The organism is Novosphingobium sp. (genome assembly GCF_041905565.1).
GTDB lineage: Bacteria > Pseudomonadota > Alphaproteobacteria > Sphingomonadales > Sphingomonadaceae > Novosphingobium.
In genome coordinates this window covers 90,799-110,597 of record NZ_JAYRKX010000006.1, presented here as the reverse complement: position 1 = coordinate 110,597, position 19,799 = coordinate 90,799, and the positions used below count along the sequence as shown (strand labels likewise).

Below are 19,799 nucleotides of genomic sequence, written 5' to 3'. Positions count from 1 at the left end.
CTGCCCCCTGCATTCAGGGGGCAGGCGCTCAGGCGGCTCGCTTCATTCCATCATCGTCCGACCCTCCGTCGCAATCGCATGGATTGCCAAGGTCCGTGGTCAGGATCGCGGCCGGCGCTTCGCCGCCGCGCGCCAGGCTGAAGCGCGGCTTGACTTGGCCCGTCGGGCAGAAGCCCGCCTTGCGCAGCACCCGGCCCGAAGCCGGATTATCCAGGAAATGGCCGGCGCTGATCCGGCGGTGGCCCAGCACCTTGGCCAGACGCAGCACGGCGCGGGTCGCTTCGGTGGCATAGCCCCGCCCCCAATGGTCGCGGCTGATCCAGTAGCCCAGTTCCACCCCCTCGTCGCCCTTGGCCAGCCCGACACTGCCGATGATCTCGGCCGGTGCGGCGCTGGTCGGCAGGGTGACGAAGAAGTGCGGCAGGCGCGCGTCCTGCGGCTGGCGCGCGAACCAGCGCGCATCCTCGGCCGTATAGGGCCACGGCGCCTTGGCGAGGTTCATCACCACCGCCTCGTCCTGGATCCGGGAAAGCAGTTCTTCCCAATCCTCCGGCCAGCCGGGCCGCAGGAACAGCCGTTCGCTGCGAATGAACATCATGCATCTCCTTCAACCGCCCCGCGCCGGCCATCTAGGCACACCGCGTGACAAAGCCATTACGCCTTGCGCCGATCTGCCCGGCCAGGCGGGCGATCCGAACGCACTGAGGGAGAAAACGACAAAAGGGAGACGGGTTGGCCCCTCTCCCTCGTTCGTGCCGGCTGCGGACCGGCGGGGCCATCCCATCAGGGACAGCCCGCTATCGGCTGTCCGTTATTCGGCAGCGATTGCCATGTCGACCGACACGTACTTGCGGCCGAGCTTGCCGTCATGGAAGCGCACACGGCCTTCGGTCAGCGCGAACAGGGTGTGATCCTTGCCCATGCCGACGTTGGCGCCGGGGTACACCCGGGTGCCGCGCTGACGGATGATGATGTTGCCGCCGATCACTTCCTGACCGCCGAACTTCTTCACGCCAAGGCGACGGCCGGCCGAATCACGACCGTTACGCGACGAACCGCCTGCTTTCTTGTGTGCCATCTCAAACTACTCCGAAAACTTATTCAGCAGCGGCTTCGGCGGCCTTGGGGGCAGCCTTCTTCGCCTTCTTTTCCTCGCCACCGACGGCCAGGATGCGCAGCAGGGTCATCTGCTGGCGATGACCGTTCTTGCGGCGATAGTTGTGGCGGCGACGCTTCTTGAAAACGATCACCTTTTCCGACTTCGCCTGGGCGATGATTTCCGCGGAAACGACCACGCCGGCAGCGTCCTTGATCTCGCCGCCGTCACCGGCCAGCAGGACATCGCCCAGCGTGACCTTGTCGCCGGCTTCGCCAGCCAGCTTTTCAACCGCGATCTTGTCTCCGGCGGCAACCCGATACTGCTTGCCGCCCGTGCGCACTACTGCGAACATGGTACCTGCATCCGTTCAATAAGTCTGACCACACTGCCTGCCCGGTCTCCCGAATCAGACAGCGCGCCCGGCACCCCGCCACACGGCAGGGGGGCCGGAAGAAGGGCTGCCCCTAGTGGAAGCGGCCCGATGTGTCAACGCCGATGGCGGACACTGGCGGAACTTTCCCAAGATGCTAAGGACTGGCCATGGCTATCCAGCGCACCGCCCTGACCCTCGCACTTTCCGCGCTTTCCCTGGCCGGCTGCGCCAAGGATGTCCAGGACTATCCCTCGCTTGCCCGCCGCCCGATCGAACGGGTGACCGGCACCGCCCCGGTCGCCGCGCCGACCGAGGCGCCGCCCGCGCCGCTCGACTCCGCCGTGCTGGGCCAGCTCGATTCGCTGGTCACCCGGGCCCGCACCGCCGACCGCCGGTTCCACGACAAGCAGCCGCGCGCCCGCGCGCTGGTCGGCGCTGCCGCTGGCAGCGCTGTGGCGAGCGAGGCCTGGTCGGTCGCAACCGTCGCCCTGTCCGAGTTGGAATCGGCGCGCAGCGATGCCTTCGTCGCGATGGCTGAACTCGACGCGCTCTATGCCCGCGCGGTGGTGGACCGGGTGGCCACCGGCGACATCGCGGCCGCGCGCAACACCGTGCAGGGGATCCTGACCGACCAGGGCAAGGTCATCGACGAGCTGCACGCCCGGCTGCCCTAGGCCCGCCGCGCCCTATCCCCAGCGGGCCTTGTCGGCATAATCCTCGGCGCGCGGCTCGACCCAGCGCCAGCTCCCGCCCGCCTTCTCGCGCTTCCAGAACCACGATTCGCTCTTGAGGTGGTCCATCGCATAGTCGGCGGCGGCAAAGGCATCGCGGCGGTGGCGCGCGGCGGCGGCGACCAGCACGATCGGATCGCCCGGCAGCATCACCCCGCTGCGGTGCAGGATCAGCAGGCCGTCCAATGGCCAGCGCACCAGCACCGCCGCGCTCAGCGCCTCCATGCCGGGCAGGGTCAAGGGCGCGTAGTGTTGCAGCTCCAGCGCCTCGACCGCGCCATCGGCGCGCACCTGGCCCAGGAAGCTGACCACCCCGCCCGCCTGCGGATGGGCGCAGGCAAAGTGTTCCAGTTCGGCGGCGTGGTCGAACGCCGCGGTGCACAGCCGCACGTCAGCCGCCATGTCAGCCACCGCTGACCGGGGGGAGGAAAGCCAGCTCGTCCTCCTCGCCCAGCACCAGCGCGCGTTCGCCCACCAGTTCGCCGTTCAGCGCGGTGCGCACCCGTTCATCGAGCAGCGCCAGCGCAAGATCGGGTTCGAGCGCGGCCAGCACCTGATCCAGCGGACCGGCGGCCACCACGCGCTCAGCCCCGCCCGCCAGATCGGCCAGCTTGCCCAGGAATAGCAATCGCGCCATCGCTCAACCTCCGGTGGTCGACATGTGCCGCGCCACCGCTGGTGCCGCGCCCGGTGCGGAAATGTCGAAGTGATGCCGCAGCGGCTTGATTCGCATCGCGGTGTCCAGCGCGCCAGCCAGCGCCGCCTCGGGATCGGCAGAGCGCAGCGCGGCGCGCAGGTCGACCCGCTCGTTGCCGCCAAGGCAGGCATAAAGCTGCCCGGTCGCCGTCACCCGCACCCGGTTGCAGCCTTCGCAGAAATTGCTCGTCAGCGGGGTGATAAAGCCGATCCGGCCGCCGGTTTCGGCCACTTCGGCATAGCGCGCCGGGCCGCCGGTGCGGTGGCCGCTGTCGCGCAGCGTCCAGCGCCGCGCCAGATCGGCACGCACCTCGGACAGCGGCAGGAAATGGTCGAAGCGGTCAGTCTCGACCTCGCCCAGCGGCATGACCTCGATCAGCGTCAGGTCCATGCCCTGGCCGTGCGCCCAGGCGATCAGATCGGGGATCTCGTCCTGGTTGACGCCTTTCAGCGCCACGGTGTTGAGCTTTACTGTCAGCCCCGCCGCGCGCGCCGCCGCGATCCCGTCCAGCACCTGCGGCAAGCTGTCGCGCCGGGCAAGGCGGGCGAAAGTGGCGCGGTCCAGCGTATCGAGCGAAACGTTGATCCGCCGCACCCCGGCTTCGCGCAGATCATCGGCGAATTCGGCCAGGCGGGTGGCGTTGGTGGTGAGCGTCAACTCGTCCAGCCCCTGACCCAGCTTGCGGCCCAGCGCGCGGACCAGTTCGATCATGTCGCGCCGCACCAGCGGTTCGCCTCCGGTCAGGCGCAGCTTGGTCCCCCCCCGATCGATGAAGCCCAGCGCCAGCCGGTGCAGTTCCTCCAGGCTCAACACTTCGCTGCGCGGCAGGAAGGTCTGCCGTTCGGGCATGCAATAGGCGCAGCGCAGGTCGCAGCGATCGGTCACCGACAGCCGCAGATAGGAAATGCGGCGGTTGAACTGGTCGATCAGGAGCATGGGCGCCGACATGGGCTCAGCCTATCACAGATCCGGCACCCAGGTCATCCAGGTCGAGCAATTGCCCGGTCAGCCCGGACGCCCCGGCAAGGTAGGCCCGGGCCGAAGCCACCGCTGCATCGCCGCCCCCGGCCACGGCATTGACCCGGCCCGGCGCCCGCTCGCGCGCCAATTGCTGGACGGCGGCCAGCCGCCAGCCGCGATGGGTGTGATCGGCTGCATCGAACCTGATTAACAGGTCGCCCTCAGCTGGAAGTTGCGGCAGCACCTGGGCATGGAATTCCGCCGCCGCAGCCAGCGCGCCCGCAGGCAGGCCGGTTGCCGCCAGCAGGTGCATCAGCGGCGCTCCCGGGTCAGCGTCATGCCGATTTCCTCGCCATTCTCGCTGATCGCCAGCTTCACGATCTTGACCGTCAGCGCCTGGACCCGCGCGTCCTGCACGAACAGCGTGTCGCAGATATGATCCGCCACCGCCTCGATCAGCTTGAAATGCACGCCCTGGGGCAAAGCTTCGGTCGCGGCGAACTTGAGGTCCATGTAATTCTTGCTGGCATCGAGCGGGGTGTCCGGCTCGAACCGGTCAGCCGGCTTCAGCCGCGCCTGGATCGTGATGCGCAGCGGCTGCGGGCGGCCGGTCTCCTCCGAATAGATGCCGGTCAGCACATCGGTTTCGAGATTGGCAACTTCGAGGATCAGGCTGTCGGTCATTTTGTATGCTCTACTTACTAATCAGCCGCTCGTCGAGTCGTTGCGCCAACGCGCGAAGATCGCGGTGGGCAGCAGGCGTCCGTCCGGCCCGTCCTCGCGCACGGCAAGGTCGCCGAATTCGATCGTGCCGGGCAGGTGCGCCAGCGCTTCGGCCAGCAGGCCGGCGATCGCCAGCGCGCTCATCCGCACGGCATAGACGGTCAGGAACAGGAACCGGCTGTCGCCATCAAGCAGCCGAGCGCAGTCCTCGACCAGGCCGGGCAGGTGTTCCTCCAGCCGCCAGATTTCGCCTTCGGGGCCGCGCCCGAACTTGGGCGGATCGAGGATGATCCCGTCATAGCGCCGCCCGCGCCGCACCTCGCGCGCGGCGAACTTGGCCGCATCGTCGACGATCCAACGCACCGGGCGCTGCTCCATCCCTGATAGCGCGGCGTTGGCGCGGGCCTGTGCGACCGACTTCTTGCTGGCATCGACGTGGGTGACCGAACCGTACTGTGACAGCGCCAGGGTGCCGACGCCGGTATAGCCAAACAGGTTCATCGTGCTGGCATCGCTGCGCCCGGCGAGCTGTTCACCCATCCAGTCCCACACCGGGGCCATGTCGGGGAAGAAGCCAAGGTGGCGGAACGGGGTGCACTGCGCGGTGAAGCGCACGTCGTTCCAGGCGAGCGGCCAGCCTTCCTGCGGCACCGGGCGGGCGAACTGCCAGCGACCGCCGCCGTCCTCGTCGGACCCGGGCACGAATTCGCCGTGCGAGGCCCAGCGTTCCAGCCGCGGGGTCCACAGCGCCTGGGCATCCGGGCGAATGAACTGGTAATCGCCATAGCGTTCCAGCTTGCGGCCGTGACCGCTGTCGATCAGGCCATAATCGGCCCAGCCCCCGCCCGACAGGATCAGGGGTTCAGGCGCAAGCCGTGCCATTTATCCCCGCGGCACCGCGTGACTGGCAACGTAATCGGCAATCGCGTCATAGTCGCCCGGCAGCTCGGCATAACGTTCCTCGCGTTCGAACAGGTCGCCGATCCGGGCGGGCAGCGCAGGACGCTGGCCGGTCGCGCGCTCCACCGCGTCGCGGAACTTGGCCGGGTGCGCCGTGGCCAGGGTGACCACCGGGACATTGCCGGGCAGGTTCGCGGCCAGCGCGGCGTGCAGTCCGATCGCGGTGTGCGGATCGAGCAGTTCGCCGGTGTTTTCCCAGGCCCAGCGAATCGCCTGGGCCATGTCGGCCGCATCCGCGCGGTGGCTGGTGAACAGCCGGGCGGCGCCTTCGCGCTGGGCATTGGTCAACTGCATCGCCTTGCTGGCTTCGAACCCGGCCATCTGCGCCGCCAGGGCCGCGCCGTCGCGGCCATTCAGGTCAAACAGCAGGCGCTCGAAGTTCGAGGACACCTGGATGTCCATCGACGGCGCAGCCGTGGGCGTCACGGTTCCGGCGGAATAGTCCCCCTGGCTGAGCGCGCGGTGCAGGATGTCGTTGACGTTGGTCGCCACGATCAGCCGCGCCACCGGCAGGCCCATCTGCGCCGCGACATAGCCGGCGAACACATCGCCGAAGTTGCCGGTCGGCACTGCAAAGGCCACTTCGCGGTGCGGCGCGCCCAGTTGCAGCGCGGCGGCGAAGTAATAGACCACCTGCGCCATCAGGCGCGCCCAGTTGATCGAATTGACCGCGCCGATGCTGAACCGGCTGGTCATCGCGGCGTCGTTGAACATCCGCTTCACCATCGCCTGGGCATCGTCAAACGTGCCCTCGATCGCGATGTTGCGGACGTTGGGCGCCAGCACCGTGGTCATCTGGCGGCGCTGGACGTCGCTGACACGGCCCTTGGGGTGAAGCATGAAGATATCGACCCGCGCCCGGCCCGCAACCGCGTCGATCGCGGCCGAACCGGTATCGCCCGACGTCGCCCCGACGATGGTCAGCGGATCGCCGCCACGGCCAAGGAATTCCTCGAACAGCAGGCCCAGCAGTTGCAGCGCCACATCCTTGAACGCCAGGGTCGGGCCGTGAAACAGTTCGAGCAGCCACTGCTGTTCGTCAAACTGCTTGAGCGGGGTCACCGCCTTGTGCGCGAAGCGGCCATAGGCCTGGGTGGTCAGCTCCAGCAGCCGCTCAGGCGTCAGGCAATCGCCCACGAAGGGCTGCATGATCCGCTGCGCCAGCTCGGCATAAGGCAGCCCGGCCATGGCCGCGATCTCGTCCTGGCTGAATCGCGGCCATTCGCGCGGCACGTAAAGCCCGCCGTCGCTGGCCAGACCGGCCAGCGTCGCCTGTTCGAAGTTCAGCGCCGGAGCGCTGCCACGGGTGCTGATGTATTCCATTGCGCGGGCGCGTTAGCCCCCCTCGCCCCCGGCGGCAAGCCGCTTCCGCAGCGCCAGGGCATAGATCGCCAGCGCCGAGGCGGCGAAAGCGAACCACTGCAGGGCATAGGACAGGTGGTTGTTGGGCAGGCTGGCCGGATCGGGCCGGGCATTGGCGGCAAGGCCCGCAAGCGGTGGATCGGCCACCAGCGCGCCGCTGCCGTTGATCATGCCGTGCACGAGCCCGCCATTCCAGCTGACCGTGCCGGGCGCGACGGCCCAGCCCAGCACCACGTCGATCCGGCCGCCTTGCTGCAACCGGCAGGGGGCGATCCGCACCCACCCGGTTTCGCCGCCCGCATCGTGCCCAGCCCGCGCAGTGATCGACCCGACTTCGGCGCAGTCGATCCACACCCGGCGATAAAGCAGGCCATCGGGAACCCGCTCACCCTGCCAGGCGTCGAGCGCCCGTTCGGGCAGTTTTTCGGTCGCCGCATAGCGCAGCACCAGCGCTTCCTTTTCGGCCTTGCGGTCAAGCTGCCACAGACCAAGCTGGACCATCACCACGACCGCGATCAGCACGATCAGCGTGGCCACCACGGGCAAGCGCCTGAGCATCAGTCCTGCTTGAGGTCCCTGGCCCCGGCTTCATGCGCGCGGCGCTGGTATTCGGAAACGAGCAGCGCGGCCTTGCCCACGCGCAGACCCCACAGCGTCGCCCCGGCGGTGAGCGGCACCCACAGCACCACGTGAACCCAGACCGGCGGATGGAACGTAAACTCGACCCACAGCGCCAGCCCGACAATCACTGCGCCCAGGATCATGGTCAGGAAGGCCGCCGGGCCATCACCGACGTTAAACCGGCCAAAGTCGAGCCCGCATGACTGGCACGCAGGGGCAAACCGGGCCGCGCCGCCGAACAGGCTGCGCGCGCCGCATTGCGGGCAGAGACCGAAAAGGGCAGCCGGAACGAGTCCCGGCTGCCCTTCGGATTGCTTGACGCTGTCGTCAGTCATCAGTGGATCGGGTGGCCCCAGCCGCCCCAGATGTAGATGGCGACGAACAGGAACAGCCACACCACGTCAACGAAGTGCCAGTACCACGCAGCGGCTTCGAAGCCGAAGTGCTGCTTGGGGGTGAAGTCACCGTTGTAGGCGCGCTTCAGGCAGACGATCAACATGATAGTGCCGACGATCACGTGGAAACCGTGGAAGCCGGTCGCCATGTAAAAGGCGCTGCCATAGGTGTTCTGGCCGAAGGCGAACGGCGCGTGGGCGTATTCGTAAGCCTGGATGCTGGTGAACACGAGGCCGAGCAGGATCGTGGCCCACAGGCCCTTCTTGAGGCCATCGCGATCGTTGTGGATCAGCGCATGGTGCGCCCAGGTCACGGTGCAGCCCGAGCACAGCAGGATCAGGGTGTTGAGCAGCGGCAGGTCGAACGGGTCCATGACGGCTTCGATCGCCTTGGGCGGCCACTGGCCACCGACCACTTCGGACAGGGCCGAGGGGAACAGCGAGAAATCGAAGAAAGCCCAGAACCAGCCGACGAAGAACATCACTTCCGAAGCGATGAACAGGATCATGCCATAGCGCTGGTGCAGCTGCACCACCGGGGTATGATCGCCAGCCTGCGCTTCGCGCACGATCTTGGTGAACCACTGGAACATCGAGGCCAGCAGAATCGCCAGGCCCGCCCAGGGAACAACATGACCGCCCGGCAGCTTGTGCATGAACAGCACCATGCCGCTGGTGAAGGTCAGCGCGCCGATCGTGGTGGTCAGCGGCACCAGATCAGGCGGCAGAATGTGGTAATCGTGGTTCTTGGTTCCAGCCATGGTGCTTAGGTCCCCGTTGATTCCCTTGTGGCCAGGGTGTCAGCCCCCCGGCGATTTGCAGATGCCCTTATCTTGCCCGTCCCGCGTGGTCCAGTGCAATTCAAGCGCCATTTGCAGAGATGTGGAAAGTGTAGCTCAGCGTGATTTGCTGGATGTCCTTCGTCTCGGGATCGGTCATGATCGCCGGGTCGACGTAATAGAGCACCGGCATGTCCACCGACTGCCCCGGTTGCAGCGTCTGCTGGTTGAAGCAGAAGCATTGAATCTTGTTGAAGTACTTGCCCGCCAGGTCGGGCGAGACGTTGAAACTGGCCACCCCGGTGATCGGCTTGTCCGACAGGTTCTGCGCGCGGTACAGCGCCATCTTGCGCTGGCCGATCCGCATTTCCTGCGTGGTCTGTTCCGGCCCGAACTTCCACGGCATGCCGCGATCGACGTTGCCATCGAAGCGCACCGAAATGGTCCCCGCAGCCAGCTTGACCTGCGCGGCCTGCGCTTCGCTGACCCGCATGGTCGTGCCGCCAAAGCCGGTGACCTGGCAGAAGATCCGGTAAAGCGGCACCGAAGCGAAGCCCAGGGCCAGCATCAGCAGCGCCCCGCCCAGGGCCATCAGCCCGGTGCGGCGCAGGTTGGCGGGATGGGGTGTGGCGGCCGGCATGATCAGTGATTCAGCTTGGCAATGGTGATGAAGAAGAACAGCAGGGCGAAGCCGGCCAGTACCAGCCCCAGCGCGCGGTTGCGGCCGCGGATGATCCGCTGGCGCTGCGCTTCGAATTCTTCAGGCGTGGTCATCGCATTCATCCCATGATCCAGCGGTCCGCCACCAGGGCAGCGAACAGCGCGAACAGATAGAGCACCGAATAGGCAAACAGCCGCTTTTCCGGGCGCATGTCCATATCACCGGCCAGGCCGCGAAACACGGCCACGCGTAGCGACAGCAGCACGAACACCGACGAAAGCAGCAAAGCGGACGCGCCATAGACCGGGCCCGCCCCGGCAAACCAGAACGGCGCTAGGCTGAGCGGGAGTAGCAGCACGGCATAGACCAGGATCTGGCGGCGCGTGCTGTGGTGACCGGCGACCACGGGCATCATCGGAATGTTCGCCTTGGCGTAGTCCGTCTCGACGAACAGGGCGAGCGCCCAGAAATGCGGCGGCGTCCAGAAGAAGATGATTGCGAACAGCAGCACCGGCATCAGGGTGACTTCGCCCGTAGCTGCGATCCACCCGATCATCGGCGGGAACGCCCCTGCCCCGCCGCCGATCACGATGTTCTGCGGCGTGCGCGGCTTCAGCCAGATGGTGTAGATCACCGCGTAATAGACGATCGACACGGCCAGGATCACGGCAGCGAGCCAGCCCACGCCGACCCCCATCACGAAGACCGAGGCGAGACTGAGCACCAGCCCGAAAGTCAGCGCGGATTGGCGTTGCATCCGCCCAGCCGGCAATGGACGACTGGCGGTGCGCTTCATCACCGCGTCGATATCCGCTTCCCACCACTGGTTGAGCGCCGCCGCCCCGCCCGCGCCCAGCGCGATGCACAGGATGGCGGTAAAGCCCAGCACCGGATCGACCGGGACCGGCGCGGCCAGCAGCCCGCACAGCCCGGTGAAGATCACCAGGCTCATCACCCGCGGCTTGGTCAGCGCGAAGAAATCGCGCCAGTCGGCGGGCAGGGCTTGCGAAGGGATGGTTGCTGCGGTCATGATTCCGTGTCGGGCTATAGTGCGGGGTTAGAGCCGCTTCAACCAGTCTAGCAGCAGGGCGTTGACCTCATCCGGGCGTTCCTGCTGGGTCCAGTGGCCACAGCCGTCCAGTACGTGCCCTTCGACGCGCGGCGCGAAAATCCGCATCATCGCCACCGGATCGGCCACCGCCCCGAACAGCGAGGTGGCGGGATCACGGCTGCCACCGATAAACAGGCAGGGCTGTTCGAGCTGCTTGCCCTGCCAGGGCTTGAGCCACTCATAGTCCGCCTCGTGGTTGCGATAGCGGTTGAGCGGGCCGCGAAAGCCCGATGCCTTGAACTCGGCCGCGTAGAACGACAGGTGGGCATCGTTCAGCCAGGCGGGCAGACCTTCGGGATCGGCGACGTCGGGCAGACCCTGCAGGAAGATCGCGCCGGCAGGCTTGCTCCAGTAATCACCCGGCGGCACGTCGCCCGAGATCGAATACATCATCTTGCGCACCCAGGCGCGGGGATCGGCTTCGGCCTCGGCCTCGGCCACGCCGGGCTGCTGGAAGTATTCCTGGTAGAAGAACCGCCCCTTGGAGGTGAAGGCTTCGCGGAACACATCGGTAAAGGGGCGCAGCGGCGCACCGGCGAAAGGCACTGACATGCCGGCAACGGCGCGGAACACATCAGGCCGGGTAAAGGCCGAATTCCACACGATTGGCGCGCCCCAGTCATGCCCGATCAGCACCACCTGCTCGCCGGGGGCCAAGGCATTGCGCAGCCCGACCAGATCGCCGACCAGCCGTTCCATCGCATAGTCGGCCACCGCTGGCGGCTTGTCCGAACCGCCATAGCCGCGCACGTCGATCGCGCAGGCGGTAAGGCCAGCCGCTGCGATCGGACCAATCTGATGGCGCCAGGAATACCAGCTTTCAGGGAAGCCGTGGACCATGATCGCCAGCGGGCCATCGCCTTCGATGGCACAGCGCAGCGAAACTTCGCCGACGTTTACCGCACGCATTTCAACCATCGCGTCCTCTCCTCGCGAAAACGCCCCGGCCTTGCGGCCAGGGCGTGATCGGTTCAGCCATTCGGCCGTTCTCAGTGGTGACCCTTGTCCTCGATGACAGGCAGGGTTTCGAACTGGTGGAACGGCGGCGGGCTCGACAGCGTCCATTCGAGCGTGTCGGCGCCTTCACCCCAGTAGTTGGCGTCAGCCTTCTTGCCGGCAGTATAGGCGTAGATGATGTTGATGAACCACACCACCAGCGACGCGGCCATGATCTTGTACCCGAGCGTCGAGATCGAGTTCCAGTATTCATAGGCCGGAGCATAGTCCGGATAGCGGCGCGGCATGCCGTTCAGGCCCAGGAAGTGCTGGGGGAAGAAGATCATGTTCACGCCGACGAAGAAGATCCAGAAATGGACGTGGCTGAGGAACTCGCTGTGCATGCGGCCGCTCATTTTCGGGAACCAGTAGTAGAAGCCCGCGAACAGCGCGGTCACCGCACCCAGCGACAGCACGTAGTGGAAGTGCGCCACCACGAAGTAGGTATCGTGCACCACATCGTCCACGCCGCCGTTGGCCAGGTACACGCCGGTAACGCCGCCCACGGTGAACAGGAAGATGAAGCCAAGCGCCCAGACCATCGGGCTCTTGAACGAGATCGACCCGCCCCACATCGTCGCGATCCAGCTGAAGATCTTGATGCCGGTCGGCACCGCGATCACCATGGTTGCGGCGGTGAAGTACATCTTGGTGTTGAGCGACAGACCGGTGGTGTACATGTGGTGCGCCCACACGATGAACCCGACGACGCCGATCGCGACCATCGCGTAAGCCATGCCGAGGTAGCCGAACACCGGCTTCTTCGAGAAGGTCGAGATGATCTGGCTGATGATGCCGAAGGCCGGCAGGATCATGATGTACACTTCGGGGTGGCCGAAGAACCAGAACAGGTGCTGGTAGAGCACCGGATCGCCGCCGCCGGCGGGATCGAAGAAGGTGGTGCCGAAGTTGCGGTCGGTCAGCAGCATGGTGATGGCGGCGGCCAGCACCGGCAGCGACAGCAGCAGCAGGAAAGCGGTAACCAGCACCGACCACACGAACAGCGGCATCTTGTGCAGGGTCATGCCCGGTGCGCGCATGTTGAAGATAGTGGTGATGAAGTTGATCGCGCCCATGATCGAGGCCGCACCGGCAAGGTGCAGCGAGAAGATCGCGAAGTCTACCGCCGGGCCGGTTGCCCCGTAGGTCGACAACGGCGCATAGGCGGTCCAGCCGATCCCGGCACCGTTGCCCGTACCACCCGGCACGAACGCCGAGCACAGCAGCGAGACGAAGCCCGCCACGGTCAGCCAGAACGAGATGTTGTTCATGCGCGGGAAGGCCATGTCCGGCGCGCCGATCATGATCGGCACGAACCAGTTGCCGAAGCCGCCGATGATCGCCGGCATGACCATGAAGAACACCATGATCAGGCCGTGGGCGGTAATCAGCACGTTCCACAGGTGGAGCGACTGGTCGAAGGTCGGGTTGGCTTCACCGAACCAGCGGGCGAAGGTGTCGAGGTACTGGATCCCGGGCTGGGCCAGTTCCAGGCGCATCATGCCCGAGAAGGCGCCGCCGATGAGCCCCGCGAAAATCGCGAAGATCAGGTACAGCGTGCCGATGTCCTTGTGGTTGGTCGACATGAACCAGCGGGCGAAGAACGCCGGCTTGTGATCATGGTCGTGATGTCCGTGGGCTTCGTCATGAGCCTGGAAGTGGTCTGCGGTGGTGGCCATGGTGTGGAACCTTGTCCTTGCTAAATTCGGGCTCAGGCGGCGGGCTTGGCCGCGGCGGCTTCGGCCGGCGCGGCGGCGGCGGCGGGAGCCGCGGCCACGGCCGGCGCTTCGGGCGCGCCGTCGATCTTGCCACCGGCCTGGGTCAGGACCCAGGCGTTGAACTTGTCACGCGGCAGCGCTTCGATCGCGATCGGCATGTAACCGTGGCGGACGCCGCACAGTTCCGAGCACTGGCCGTAGTAGACGCCCGGTTCCTTGATGAACAGCTGGCGCTCGTTGATCTTGCCCGGAACGGCGTCGATCTTGAACCACAGCGAAGGGACGGCGAAGGCGTGGATCACGTCGGCGGCAGTCACCTGCAGGCGGATCGGTTCGCCGGCCGGAACAACCATGCGGTAGTCGGCGGCAAGCTGCGGCGGTTCACCATTGGCGATCGCCTTTTCATCGGACAGCATATTCGAGATCACTTCGACCCCGCCGTTGTCGGGATAAGAGTAGGTCCAGAACCACTGGTTGCCGGTGGCCTTGATCGTCAGCGCCTTGGCCGGGGCCGGCTCGTAAGTCTGCTTGATCAGCTTGATCGACGGCACCGCGATCACGACCAGGATCAGGATCGGCACCGCCGTCCAGACCACTTCCAGCACAGTGTTGTGGCTGGTCTTCGACGGCACCGGATTGGCGCGGGCGTTGAAACGTACCGCGACCACGACCAGCAGCAGCAGGATCAGCACGGCGATCGCCGCCGCCACATAGAGCAGCAGGTTGTGCAGCGGCTGCGCCTGTTCGCCAACCGGAGAATACTGCGTCTGCACATCCAGCGCGGAATCGACCGGCTGCCCCTTGCCCGCGGTGGGCTTCATCGGGGTGTAGCCGCCGGGCGCGACCTTGAAATGCGGATCGTTGGGATCGATCTTCGGCGCTTCCGGAGCCGGAGCGGCCGCGACCGGCGCGGCGGCGACCGGTGCCGCCACGGCGGCATCAGCCGCAGAGGCGCTCGCTTCAGCGGCGGGGCTGGCGGCCGCGGCGGCGGGCGCAGCATGCAGCGCCTGCGGAGCCGCAAGCAGCGCCAGCGAGAGTCCGATTGCCTTGATTGCGCGGGCGGTGCCGCGGGCAGTTTGGCCGAATGTCATCGTTCGAGTGCTTTCGCTTTCCTTTGCCGGCGAGAGAACACGCAGCGCCCCCTCCCGCCCCCGTGGGAGACATGTTTGGCAGGGCCTATACGCGCGCTTGCGGGTCACCTCAAGCGCCTCTAGGGGATATTTTTGACGAAGTTCAATGACGCCGCTTTTCGCAGCGTGACGAAATCAGGAAAGGCACCGAATCCGATGCAGGAAGAAGACGTTCTGGCCGAATTCCGCGCCAGCAAGGCGTTGCTCGAAGGCCACTTCCTGCTTTCGTCCGGTCGCCACAGCGCGCATTATCTACAGTGCGCGCGCGTGCTGATGGATCCGGCGCGCGCTTCGCGCCTGGCAATCGCGCTGGCCCAGCGAATCCCCCGCGAGGTGCGCAAGGACATCCAGAAAGTGGTCTCGCCGGCGATGGGCGGGGTGATCATCGGCCACGAGATGGGCCGCGCGCTGGAAGTCGAGGCGATGTTCGTCGAGCGCCCCACCGGCACGTTCGAGCTGCGCCGCGGTTTCGCGCTGGAGCCGGGCGACCGGGTGCTGATGGTGGAAGACGTGGTCACCACCGGCCTGTCGAGCCGCGAGGCGATCAAGGCGATCGAGGAAGCCGGCGGCAAGGTCATCGCGGCGGCGGCGCTGGTCGATCGTTCGGCCGGAAGCGTCGACCTCGGCGTGCCGTTCTATCCGCTGGTGGCGATCAATTTCCCCACCTATGCCGAAGACGAACTGCCGCCGGAGCTGGCCGCGACACCCGCGATCAAGCCGGGGAGCCGCGCTGCATCGTGACCCGGGGCAAGCTGCGCCTTGGCGTGAACATCGATCACGTCGCCACGATCCGCAACGCGCGCGGCGGAGACCATCCCGATCCCGTGCGCGCGGCGGAAATCGTTGCGGCCTGCGGCGGTGACGGGATCACTGCCCACCTGCGGGAAGATCGCCGCCACATCCGCGACGACGATCTGGCCCGGATCCAGGCCGCCACCGGCCTGCCGCTCAACCTTGAGATGGCCGCGACCGAGGAGATGCTGGCGATCGCGCTGCACCACCGCCCGCACGCTGCCTGCATCGTCCCCGAACGGCGCGAGGAACGCACCACCGAAGGTGGGCTGGACGCCGCGGGGCAGCACAACCGGCTTTACCCGATCGTCCAGCGCCTGCTGGATGCCGACATTCGCGTCAGCCTGTTCATCGCGCCGGAAGTGCGCCAGATCGACGCCGCGCTGCAGCTGGGCGCACCGGTGGTGGAATTGCATACCGGTGAATATACCCATGCCACCGGCGCCGCGCGCGACGCCGAACTGGCCCGGCTGGCCGACATGGCCGCGCTGGCTGCCCGCAATGGCATCGAACCCCACGCCGGGCACGGCCTGACCTATGACAATGTCCAGCCCGTCGCCGCGATTGCCGAGCTAGCGGAGCTCAACATCGGCCACTACCTGATCGGCGAAGCGGTGTTCGTCGGCCTGGAAACGGCAGTGCTGCGGATGCGCGCGTTGATGGACGCCGCGCGGTGATCATCGCCATTGGGTCCGACCTGTGCAACATCGACCGCATCCAGAACTCGCTGGACCGGTACGGCGAGCGGTTCGAGAACCGCGTGTTTACCGATGCCGAACGCGCCAAGGCAGCGAGCCGTCCCTTTACCAGGGCCGGCACCCTGGCCAAGCGCTTCGCCGCCAAGGAAGCCTGTTCCAAGGCGCTCGGCACCGGCTTCAAGGCCGGAGTGTTCATGAAGGATATCGGCGTGGTCAATTCCCGCACAGGCGCCCCCACCTTGGCCTTGACCGGCGGCGCGGCAGCGCGGCTGACGGCCATTACGCCCGCTGGCCACGAAGCCGTCATCCACCTGTCCCTGACCGACGATCATCCCTGGGCCCAGGCCTTCGTGGTGATCGAGGCCCGCAAGCTGTAGTATAAAGAATGAGCGCGTCGATGAGCGAACCCAGTGCCCCCACCCCGGCTCCGGCCGGACCCGATGCTGCCGCCGATGCGGACCACGGCATCGACTGGCTGGCCGAAATCAAGGGCCTGGCCTGGATGCTGGCGGCGGTGCTGGCGTTCCATTCGATCGTGGCCAAGCCGTTCTACATCCCGTCAATCTCGATGATGCCCAACCTGCTGGTGGGTGACCGGCTGGTGGTCTCGAAGTTTCCTTATGGCTGGAACTGGGCTTCGGCCAGCTTCCACCTGCTGCCGCGCGACGACTGGCGGGTGATGGGCAAGACGCCGGAATATGGCGACATCGTCATCGCCGTGCCGCGCAACCGCAACGAGGACCTTATCAAGCGCGTCGTCGCCCGGCCCGGTGACCGGATCGCGCTGAAGGACGGGCAGATCATCCTGAACGGCAAGCCGATCCCGCGCGAGATCGTGCCGACCGTGCAAATTCCCGCCGACGACGAGTTGATGTGCGGCGATGGCGGGTTCAAGTCGCACTGCTACGATACCTTCGCCGGCTTTCGCGTCCGCCTGCCGAGCGGGCGCGAGGTGTACGAGTTGCCGGCCTGGCGCGAAACCATGCCGAACGGGGCCAGCTATATTGTGATCGACGACCTGCGGACCGAGCAGGACACGATGGCGGAAATCACCGTCCCGGCCGGCCACGTGTTCCTGATGGGCGATAACCGCGACCATTCGGCCGATAGCCGCGTGTCGCTGGAAGAAAGCGGCCTGGGCGGCTCTGTGCCGCTGTCCGACGTCGGCGGCCGGGCCGAATTCACCACCTTCAGCCTGAATGGCAGCGAGACGCTGAACCCGCTGAGCTGGTGGGGGGCCTTGCGCGAAGGCCGCGCCTGGCGCAGCTTGCGTCCGGTCCATGTTCCGGAAGGCAAGTGATGGAAGAAGCAGCACAATCCGCCCCCGCCAAGCCGCGCCGGGCGCGCAAGACCACAGTTGAGCCGGTCGCCGTGACCAACGCCGGGCCAACCGACTTTTCCGATCCGCTGCTGCGCGCCGAAATCAAGCGCGCGGCGGTGTGGATCGGCATGGCGGTGCTGGTCGGTCTGGCGATCTACCTGGCGGAACCGCTGCTGGTGATCTTCGGCGGCATGGTGTTTGCCGCGATGATCGACGGCGGGGCGCGTCTGCTGGGCCGGGTCCTGCCCGCCCCGCGCGGGGTCCGCGTCACTCTCGTCCTGCTGGGCGCGGTGCTGTTCATGGCCTGGGTATCGATGTTTGCCGGCAACCAGATTGCCGATCAGGCCGCCGCCCTGCCCGCGATCGTCGAAGCGCAGGTGATGCGCGGGCTTGACTGGCTGCAGGCCAACGGCGCGCGGATCGATGCCAAGGCGGTCGAAGGCATCGCGGAAAAGCTGCTTGGCGGGGTTGGCCAACTGACCAGCGCGGTCGGCGGCGTGCTGGGCGGACTGACCACGGCTTTCCTGGTCATGGTGCTGGGTATCTATTTCGCTGCCGAACCACAGCTTTACCGCCGCGGCGTCGCGTGGATGCTGCCGCAGGGCGAGCGCGAGCATTTCGCCCAGACCACCGCCGAAATGGGCCGGACCCTGCGCATGCTGATGTTCGGGCGGCTGGTCGGGATGCTGGTCGAAGGGATCGGGACCTGGGCCATGCTGGCGATCTATGGCGTGCCGATGGCCGGGCTGCTCGGCCTGCTGACCGGGCTGCTTGCCTTCCTGCCCAACATCGGCGCGCCGATTTCGGGGCTGCTGATGGTGCTGGTGGGCTTTTCCGGCGGGGTCGACATGGCGATCTACTGCGTGATCGTCTACGTTGTGGTCCAGACGGTGGACGGCAACATCATCGTGCCGATGATCGCCAAGAAGACCGCCGATCTTGCGCCAGCGCTGGTGCTGGGCGCGCAGCTGATCATGGGCGCGCTGTTCGGGATCATCGGGCTGATGCTGGCCGATCCCATGGTGGCGATGATCAAGGTTGCGCTGGAACGCCAGTCGCAACGCAACACACCCGCGCCGACCAAAGGCTGAACCATGGCGCGCAAGTTTCTCTATGTTGTCGCCGCGCTGATCGCGCTGTTCGTGGCCGGCGGGCTGGTGTTCCAGCTGGCGCCCGACCGGGTGATGCAGTTGGCCTTCGTGCCTTCGAAGCCCTATGCCGCGCCCGCCGCGCTGCCAGCCAATCGCTATGCCGACCAGGCCATGTGGTTCGCCCGCCCTGGGCTGAACGGCGATCCGCTGCACTGGCAGCCAGCCGGCGCCAAGGCGGCCGCGCCGGTGCGGGCCGCGGTGTTCTTCATCCATCCGACCAGCTACCTCACCCGGACGGACTGGAACGCCCCGCTGGACGATGCCGAATCGCAAGACCGCGCCCGGCTGTTCCTGCGCGGGCTGGCCAGCCCCTTCGCCAATGCCGCCCAGGTCTGGGCGCCGCGCTATCGCCAGGCGGCGTTCGGCGCGTTCTTCACCGATGGCCCGGAAGGCAAGCAGGCGCTCGACGCCGCTTATGCCGACGTGCTGGCCGCCTTTGACCAGTTCCTGGCCGAAGCCCCTGCCGACCTGCCGATCGTGCTGGCCGGGCACAGCCAGGGCGCCTTCCACTTGCGCCGCCTGATGGCTGAACGCGCCGCGGGCAGCCCGCTCGCCGCGCGCATCGCCGCGGTCTATGCGATCGGCTGGCCGGTGGCACTGCAGCACGACCTGCCCCGGATGGGCCTGCCGGCCTGCGCCGCGCCGGACCAGCCGGGCTGCGTTGCCAGTTGGCTGAGCTTTGGCGAGCCCTATGATCCGAGCGGCATGGCCGCCTCGATGGCGCGCTACCAGGGGCTTGACGGGCAGAACCTCAATGGCGCGTCCTACATGTGCTGGAACCCGCTCACCGGGCGGCAAGGCGGTGCGGCTCCGGCCACGGCCAATCTGGGCACGCTGGTGCCGACCAGCGATCTCAAGGACGGCGAGATCAAGCCCGGCTATACCCCGGCGGCCTGCCGCACGGATGGCACGCTGTCGCTGCAGGGCACGCCCAAGATGGGCCCCTACGTGCTGCCGGGCAACAACTACCACGTCTATGACGTGCCCCTGTTCTGGGAAAATCTGCGTGCCGATTACACGCGCCGGGTGGTGGCATGGCAGACCCGGCGCTGATCACTACCAGCGCGCTGGACCTGCGCGACGCGCTGCCCCAGGGCGGCGCGCTGCTGGGGCTGGACCTGGGCACGCAGACCATCGGCACCGCCTTCTGCGATGCCGGCTGGCGGTTCGCCTCACCCGGCAAGACGCTCAAGCGCGGCAAGTTCGGTGCCGACCGCGAGGCCTTGGGCGCGCTGATCCGCGAACGCTCGATCAAGGGGATCGTGCTCGGCCTGCCGCTCAACATGGACGGCAGCGAAGGGCCGCGCAGCCAATCGAGCCGGGCCTATGCCCGCAACCTCTCCGCCACTCTGGACCTGCCGGTGCTGCTGTGGGACGAGCGCTGGTCCACCGCCAGCGCCGAAAGCGCCCTGATTGCCCAGGACATGAGCCGGGCCAAGCGGGCCGGGCGGATCGACGCCGCCGCCGCCGCAGTGATCCTGCAAGCGGCGATCGACGCCATGGCCGGCGGCTTCGCCTGAC

At 66.9% G+C, this 19,799-nt stretch carries 27 protein-coding genes; 8 read left to right on the top strand and 19 right to left on the bottom strand.

Annotation, left to right across the window (positions count from 1 at the left end):
* Positions 1-28: 28 nt before the first annotated feature.
* From ACE3N9_RS06990 to rplU, 3 genes are all read right to left on the bottom strand, one after another.
* Positions 29-598: a GNAT family N-acetyltransferase gene (locus ACE3N9_RS06990; protein WP_374282234.1), complete on the bottom strand. Its 570-nt coding sequence runs from the start codon at positions 596-598 to the stop codon at positions 29-31.
* Between the two features lie 213 nt (positions 599-811).
* Positions 812-1,078, bottom strand: a complete 267-nt coding sequence (gene rpmA / locus ACE3N9_RS06985) for a 50S ribosomal protein L27 (RefSeq protein WP_147089055.1) — start codon at positions 1,076-1,078, stop codon at positions 812-814.
* Between the two features lie 19 nt (positions 1,079-1,097).
* Positions 1,098-1,451, bottom strand: coding sequence for a 50S ribosomal protein L21 (gene rplU, locus ACE3N9_RS06980; RefSeq protein WP_374282232.1), 354 nt, complete (start codon positions 1,449-1,451; stop codon positions 1,098-1,100).
* Positions 1,452-1,639: 188 nt separating this feature from the next.
* Here rplU and ACE3N9_RS06975 point away from each other — a divergent pair, with 188 nt between their 5' ends.
* Positions 1,640-2,146: a hypothetical protein gene (locus tag ACE3N9_RS06975; protein WP_374282230.1), complete on the top strand. Its 507-nt coding sequence runs from the start codon at positions 1,640-1,642 to the stop codon at positions 2,144-2,146.
* A 12-nt stretch (positions 2,147-2,158) separates the two neighbouring features.
* Here ACE3N9_RS06975 and ACE3N9_RS06970 read toward each other — a convergent pair whose 3' ends face one another.
* The 16 genes from ACE3N9_RS06970 to coxB all read right to left on the bottom strand — a co-directional run bounded on the left by ACE3N9_RS06970 (position 2,159) and on the right by coxB (position 14,277).
* Positions 2,159-2,605 (bottom strand): molybdenum cofactor biosynthesis protein MoaE, encoded by a 447-nt coding sequence (locus ACE3N9_RS06970; RefSeq protein ID WP_374282228.1) that lies wholly within the window; start codon positions 2,603-2,605, stop codon positions 2,159-2,161.
* A 1-nt stretch (position 2,606) separates the two neighbouring features.
* Positions 2,607-2,840 (bottom strand): MoaD/ThiS family protein, encoded by a 234-nt coding sequence (locus ACE3N9_RS06965; RefSeq protein WP_374282226.1) that lies wholly within the window; start codon positions 2,838-2,840, stop codon positions 2,607-2,609.
* Between the two features lie 3 nt (positions 2,841-2,843).
* The gene (moaA, locus tag ACE3N9_RS06960; protein ID WP_374282224.1) at positions 2,844-3,848 is read right to left on the bottom strand and encodes a GTP 3',8-cyclase MoaA; all 1,005 of its coding nucleotides are present in this window, start codon (positions 3,846-3,848) and stop codon (positions 2,844-2,846) included.
* A 4-nt stretch (positions 3,849-3,852) separates the two neighbouring features.
* Complete coding sequence (locus tag ACE3N9_RS06955) at positions 3,853-4,173, bottom strand: Rossmann fold domain-containing protein (protein ID WP_374282222.1); 321 nt, start codon at positions 4,171-4,173, stop codon at positions 3,853-3,855.
* On the bottom strand, positions 4,173-4,544 hold the full coding sequence (locus ACE3N9_RS06950; protein ID WP_374282220.1) for a dihydroneopterin aldolase: 372 nt from the start codon (positions 4,542-4,544) through the stop codon (positions 4,173-4,175). Before ACE3N9_RS06950 ends, ACE3N9_RS06955 begins: the two co-directional genes overlap by 1 nt.
* Positions 4,545-4,565: 21 nt before the next feature.
* Entirely contained in the window at positions 4,566-5,465 is a 900-nt protein-coding gene (locus ACE3N9_RS06945) for a class I SAM-dependent methyltransferase (RefSeq protein ID WP_374282218.1), read from the bottom strand.
* On the bottom strand, positions 5,466-6,866 hold the full coding sequence (gene thrC / locus ACE3N9_RS06940; RefSeq protein WP_374282216.1) for a threonine synthase: 1,401 nt from the start codon (positions 6,864-6,866) through the stop codon (positions 5,466-5,468). It abuts the gene before it with no gap.
* A gap of 12 nt (positions 6,867-6,878) precedes the next feature.
* Positions 6,879-7,463 carry an SURF1 family cytochrome oxidase biogenesis protein gene (locus tag ACE3N9_RS06935; RefSeq protein ID WP_374282215.1) on the bottom strand — a complete coding sequence of 195 codons (585 nt, stop codon included), beginning with the start codon at positions 7,461-7,463 and terminating at the stop codon, positions 6,879-6,881.
* Positions 7,463-7,861 carry a DUF983 domain-containing protein gene (locus ACE3N9_RS06930; protein ID WP_374282213.1) on the bottom strand — a complete coding sequence of 133 codons (399 nt, stop codon included), beginning with the start codon at positions 7,859-7,861 and terminating at the stop codon, positions 7,463-7,465. Before ACE3N9_RS06930 ends, ACE3N9_RS06935 begins: the two co-directional genes overlap by 1 nt.
* Positions 7,861-8,682, bottom strand: coding sequence for a cytochrome c oxidase subunit 3 (locus tag ACE3N9_RS06925; RefSeq protein WP_374282211.1), 822 nt, complete (start codon positions 8,680-8,682; stop codon positions 7,861-7,863). The genes ACE3N9_RS06930 and ACE3N9_RS06925 overlap by 1 nt, the downstream gene beginning before the upstream one ends.
* A 100-nt stretch (positions 8,683-8,782) precedes the next feature.
* Positions 8,783-9,340, bottom strand: coding sequence for a cytochrome c oxidase assembly protein (locus tag ACE3N9_RS06920; RefSeq protein ID WP_374282209.1), 558 nt, complete (start codon positions 9,338-9,340; stop codon positions 8,783-8,785).
* A 2-nt stretch (positions 9,341-9,342) separates the two neighbouring features.
* Complete coding sequence (locus ACE3N9_RS06915) at positions 9,343-9,474, bottom strand: hypothetical protein (protein ID WP_374282207.1); 132 nt, start codon at positions 9,472-9,474, stop codon at positions 9,343-9,345.
* 5 nt (positions 9,475-9,479) lie between these two features.
* Positions 9,480-10,391 (bottom strand): heme o synthase, encoded by a 912-nt coding sequence (locus tag ACE3N9_RS06910; RefSeq protein ID WP_374282205.1) that lies wholly within the window; start codon positions 10,389-10,391, stop codon positions 9,480-9,482.
* A gap of 27 nt (positions 10,392-10,418) precedes the next feature.
* Entirely contained in the window at positions 10,419-11,390 is a 972-nt protein-coding gene (locus ACE3N9_RS06905) for an alpha/beta fold hydrolase (RefSeq protein ID WP_374282203.1), read from the bottom strand.
* Between the two features lie 71 nt (positions 11,391-11,461).
* Entirely contained in the window at positions 11,462-13,147 is a 1,686-nt protein-coding gene (gene ctaD, locus ACE3N9_RS06900; RefSeq protein WP_374282201.1) for a cytochrome c oxidase subunit I, read from the bottom strand.
* 32 nt (positions 13,148-13,179) lie between these two features.
* The gene (gene coxB, locus ACE3N9_RS06895; protein ID WP_374282199.1) at positions 13,180-14,277 is read right to left on the bottom strand and encodes a cytochrome c oxidase subunit II; all 1,098 of its coding nucleotides are present in this window, start codon (positions 14,275-14,277) and stop codon (positions 13,180-13,182) included.
* A 195-nt stretch (positions 14,278-14,472) separates the two neighbouring features.
* Between coxB and pyrE the strand changes: the two genes are divergently transcribed.
* Genes pyrE through ruvX form a run of 7 tightly spaced genes read left to right on the top strand, consistent with a single transcriptional unit; the run spans position 14,473 to position 19,798 of the window.
* A complete protein-coding gene (gene pyrE, locus ACE3N9_RS06890; protein ID WP_374282197.1) occupies positions 14,473-15,057 on the top strand; it encodes an orotate phosphoribosyltransferase in 585 nt (194 codons plus the stop codon).
* Positions 15,054-15,785, top strand: a complete 732-nt coding sequence (locus tag ACE3N9_RS06885) for a pyridoxine 5'-phosphate synthase (RefSeq protein WP_374282195.1) — start codon at positions 15,054-15,056, stop codon at positions 15,783-15,785. Before pyrE ends, ACE3N9_RS06885 begins: the two co-directional genes overlap by 4 nt.
* Entirely contained in the window at positions 15,782-16,183 is a 402-nt protein-coding gene (gene acpS / locus ACE3N9_RS06880) for a holo-ACP synthase (RefSeq protein WP_374282193.1), read from the top strand. Before ACE3N9_RS06885 ends, acpS begins: the two co-directional genes overlap by 4 nt.
* A 20-nt stretch (positions 16,184-16,203) precedes the next feature.
* Positions 16,204-17,106: a signal peptidase I gene (gene lepB, locus ACE3N9_RS06875; protein ID WP_374282191.1), complete on the top strand. Its 903-nt coding sequence runs from the start codon at positions 16,204-16,206 to the stop codon at positions 17,104-17,106.
* Positions 17,106-18,218 (top strand): AI-2E family transporter, encoded by a 1,113-nt coding sequence (locus ACE3N9_RS06870; protein ID WP_374282189.1) that lies wholly within the window; start codon positions 17,106-17,108, stop codon positions 18,216-18,218. Before lepB ends, ACE3N9_RS06870 begins: the two co-directional genes overlap by 1 nt.
* A gap of 3 nt (positions 18,219-18,221) precedes the next feature.
* Positions 18,222-19,331 (top strand): DUF3089 domain-containing protein, encoded by a 1,110-nt coding sequence (locus ACE3N9_RS06865; RefSeq protein ID WP_374282187.1) that lies wholly within the window; start codon positions 18,222-18,224, stop codon positions 19,329-19,331.
* The gene (gene ruvX / locus ACE3N9_RS06860) at positions 19,313-19,798 is read left to right on the top strand and encodes a Holliday junction resolvase RuvX (RefSeq protein ID WP_374282185.1); all 486 of its coding nucleotides are present in this window, start codon (positions 19,313-19,315) and stop codon (positions 19,796-19,798) included. Before ACE3N9_RS06865 ends, ruvX begins: the two co-directional genes overlap by 19 nt.
* Position 19,799 lies beyond the last annotated feature (1 nt).

What these genes read in the sequence shown, in the direction of transcription:
- ACE3N9_RS06865 (WP_374282187.1), top strand. Translation starts at nt 18,222, where the DNA reads ATGGCGCGCAAGTTTCTCTATGTTGTCGCCGCGCTGATCGCGCTGTTC.
- rplU (WP_374282232.1), bottom strand. Translation starts at nt 1,451, where the DNA reads ATGTTCGCAGTAGTGCGCACGGGCGGCAAGCAGTATCGGGTTGCCGCC.
- ACE3N9_RS06920 (WP_374282209.1), bottom strand. Translation starts at nt 9,340, where the DNA reads ATGCCGGCCGCCACACCCCATCCCGCCAACCTGCGCCGCACCGGGCTG.
- ACE3N9_RS06950 (WP_374282220.1), bottom strand. Translation starts at nt 4,544, where the DNA reads ATGACCGACAGCCTGATCCTCGAAGTTGCCAATCTCGAAACCGATGTG.
- pyrE (WP_374282197.1), top strand. Translation starts at nt 14,473, where the DNA reads ATGCAGGAAGAAGACGTTCTGGCCGAATTCCGCGCCAGCAAGGCGTTG.
- ACE3N9_RS06945 (WP_374282218.1), bottom strand. Translation starts at nt 5,465, where the DNA reads ATGGCACGGCTTGCGCCTGAACCCCTGATCCTGTCGGGCGGGGGCTGG.
- ACE3N9_RS06910 (WP_374282205.1), bottom strand. Translation starts at nt 10,391, where the DNA reads ATGACCGCAGCAACCATCCCTTCGCAAGCCCTGCCCGCCGACTGGCGC.
- ACE3N9_RS06930 (WP_374282213.1), bottom strand. Translation starts at nt 7,861, where the DNA reads ATGACTGACGACAGCGTCAAGCAATCCGAAGGGCAGCCGGGACTCGTT.
- ACE3N9_RS06935 (WP_374282215.1), bottom strand. Translation starts at nt 7,463, where the DNA reads ATGCTCAGGCGCTTGCCCGTGGTGGCCACGCTGATCGTGCTGATCGCG.
- moaA (WP_374282224.1), bottom strand. Translation starts at nt 3,848, where the DNA reads ATGTCGGCGCCCATGCTCCTGATCGACCAGTTCAACCGCCGCATTTCC.
- rpmA (WP_147089055.1), bottom strand. Translation starts at nt 1,078, where the DNA reads ATGGCACACAAGAAAGCAGGCGGTTCGTCGCGTAACGGTCGTGATTCG.
- ACE3N9_RS06955 (WP_374282222.1), bottom strand. Translation starts at nt 4,173, where the DNA reads ATGCACCTGCTGGCGGCAACCGGCCTGCCTGCGGGCGCGCTGGCTGCG.
- ACE3N9_RS06965 (WP_374282226.1), bottom strand. Translation starts at nt 2,840, where the DNA reads ATGGCGCGATTGCTATTCCTGGGCAAGCTGGCCGATCTGGCGGGCGGG.
- coxB (WP_374282199.1), bottom strand. Translation starts at nt 14,277, where the DNA reads ATGACATTCGGCCAAACTGCCCGCGGCACCGCCCGCGCAATCAAGGCA.
- ACE3N9_RS06970 (WP_374282228.1), bottom strand. Translation starts at nt 2,605, where the DNA reads ATGGCGGCTGACGTGCGGCTGTGCACCGCGGCGTTCGACCACGCCGCC.
- ACE3N9_RS06975 (WP_374282230.1), top strand. Translation starts at nt 1,640, where the DNA reads ATGGCTATCCAGCGCACCGCCCTGACCCTCGCACTTTCCGCGCTTTCC.
- ctaD (WP_374282201.1), bottom strand. Translation starts at nt 13,147, where the DNA reads ATGGCCACCACCGCAGACCACTTCCAGGCTCATGACGAAGCCCACGGA.
- ACE3N9_RS06905 (WP_374282203.1), bottom strand. Translation starts at nt 11,390, where the DNA reads ATGGTTGAAATGCGTGCGGTAAACGTCGGCGAAGTTTCGCTGCGCTGT.
- ruvX (WP_374282185.1), top strand. Translation starts at nt 19,313, where the DNA reads ATGGCAGACCCGGCGCTGATCACTACCAGCGCGCTGGACCTGCGCGAC.
- ACE3N9_RS06870 (WP_374282189.1), top strand. Translation starts at nt 17,106, where the DNA reads ATGGAAGAAGCAGCACAATCCGCCCCCGCCAAGCCGCGCCGGGCGCGC.
- thrC (WP_374282216.1), bottom strand. Translation starts at nt 6,866, where the DNA reads ATGGAATACATCAGCACCCGTGGCAGCGCTCCGGCGCTGAACTTCGAA.
- ACE3N9_RS06915 (WP_374282207.1), bottom strand. Translation starts at nt 9,474, where the DNA reads ATGACCACGCCTGAAGAATTCGAAGCGCAGCGCCAGCGGATCATCCGC.
- lepB (WP_374282191.1), top strand. Translation starts at nt 16,204, where the DNA reads ATGAGCGAACCCAGTGCCCCCACCCCGGCTCCGGCCGGACCCGATGCT.
- ACE3N9_RS06925 (WP_374282211.1), bottom strand. Translation starts at nt 8,682, where the DNA reads ATGGCTGGAACCAAGAACCACGATTACCACATTCTGCCGCCTGATCTG.
- ACE3N9_RS06990 (WP_374282234.1), bottom strand. Translation starts at nt 598, where the DNA reads ATGATGTTCATTCGCAGCGAACGGCTGTTCCTGCGGCCCGGCTGGCCG.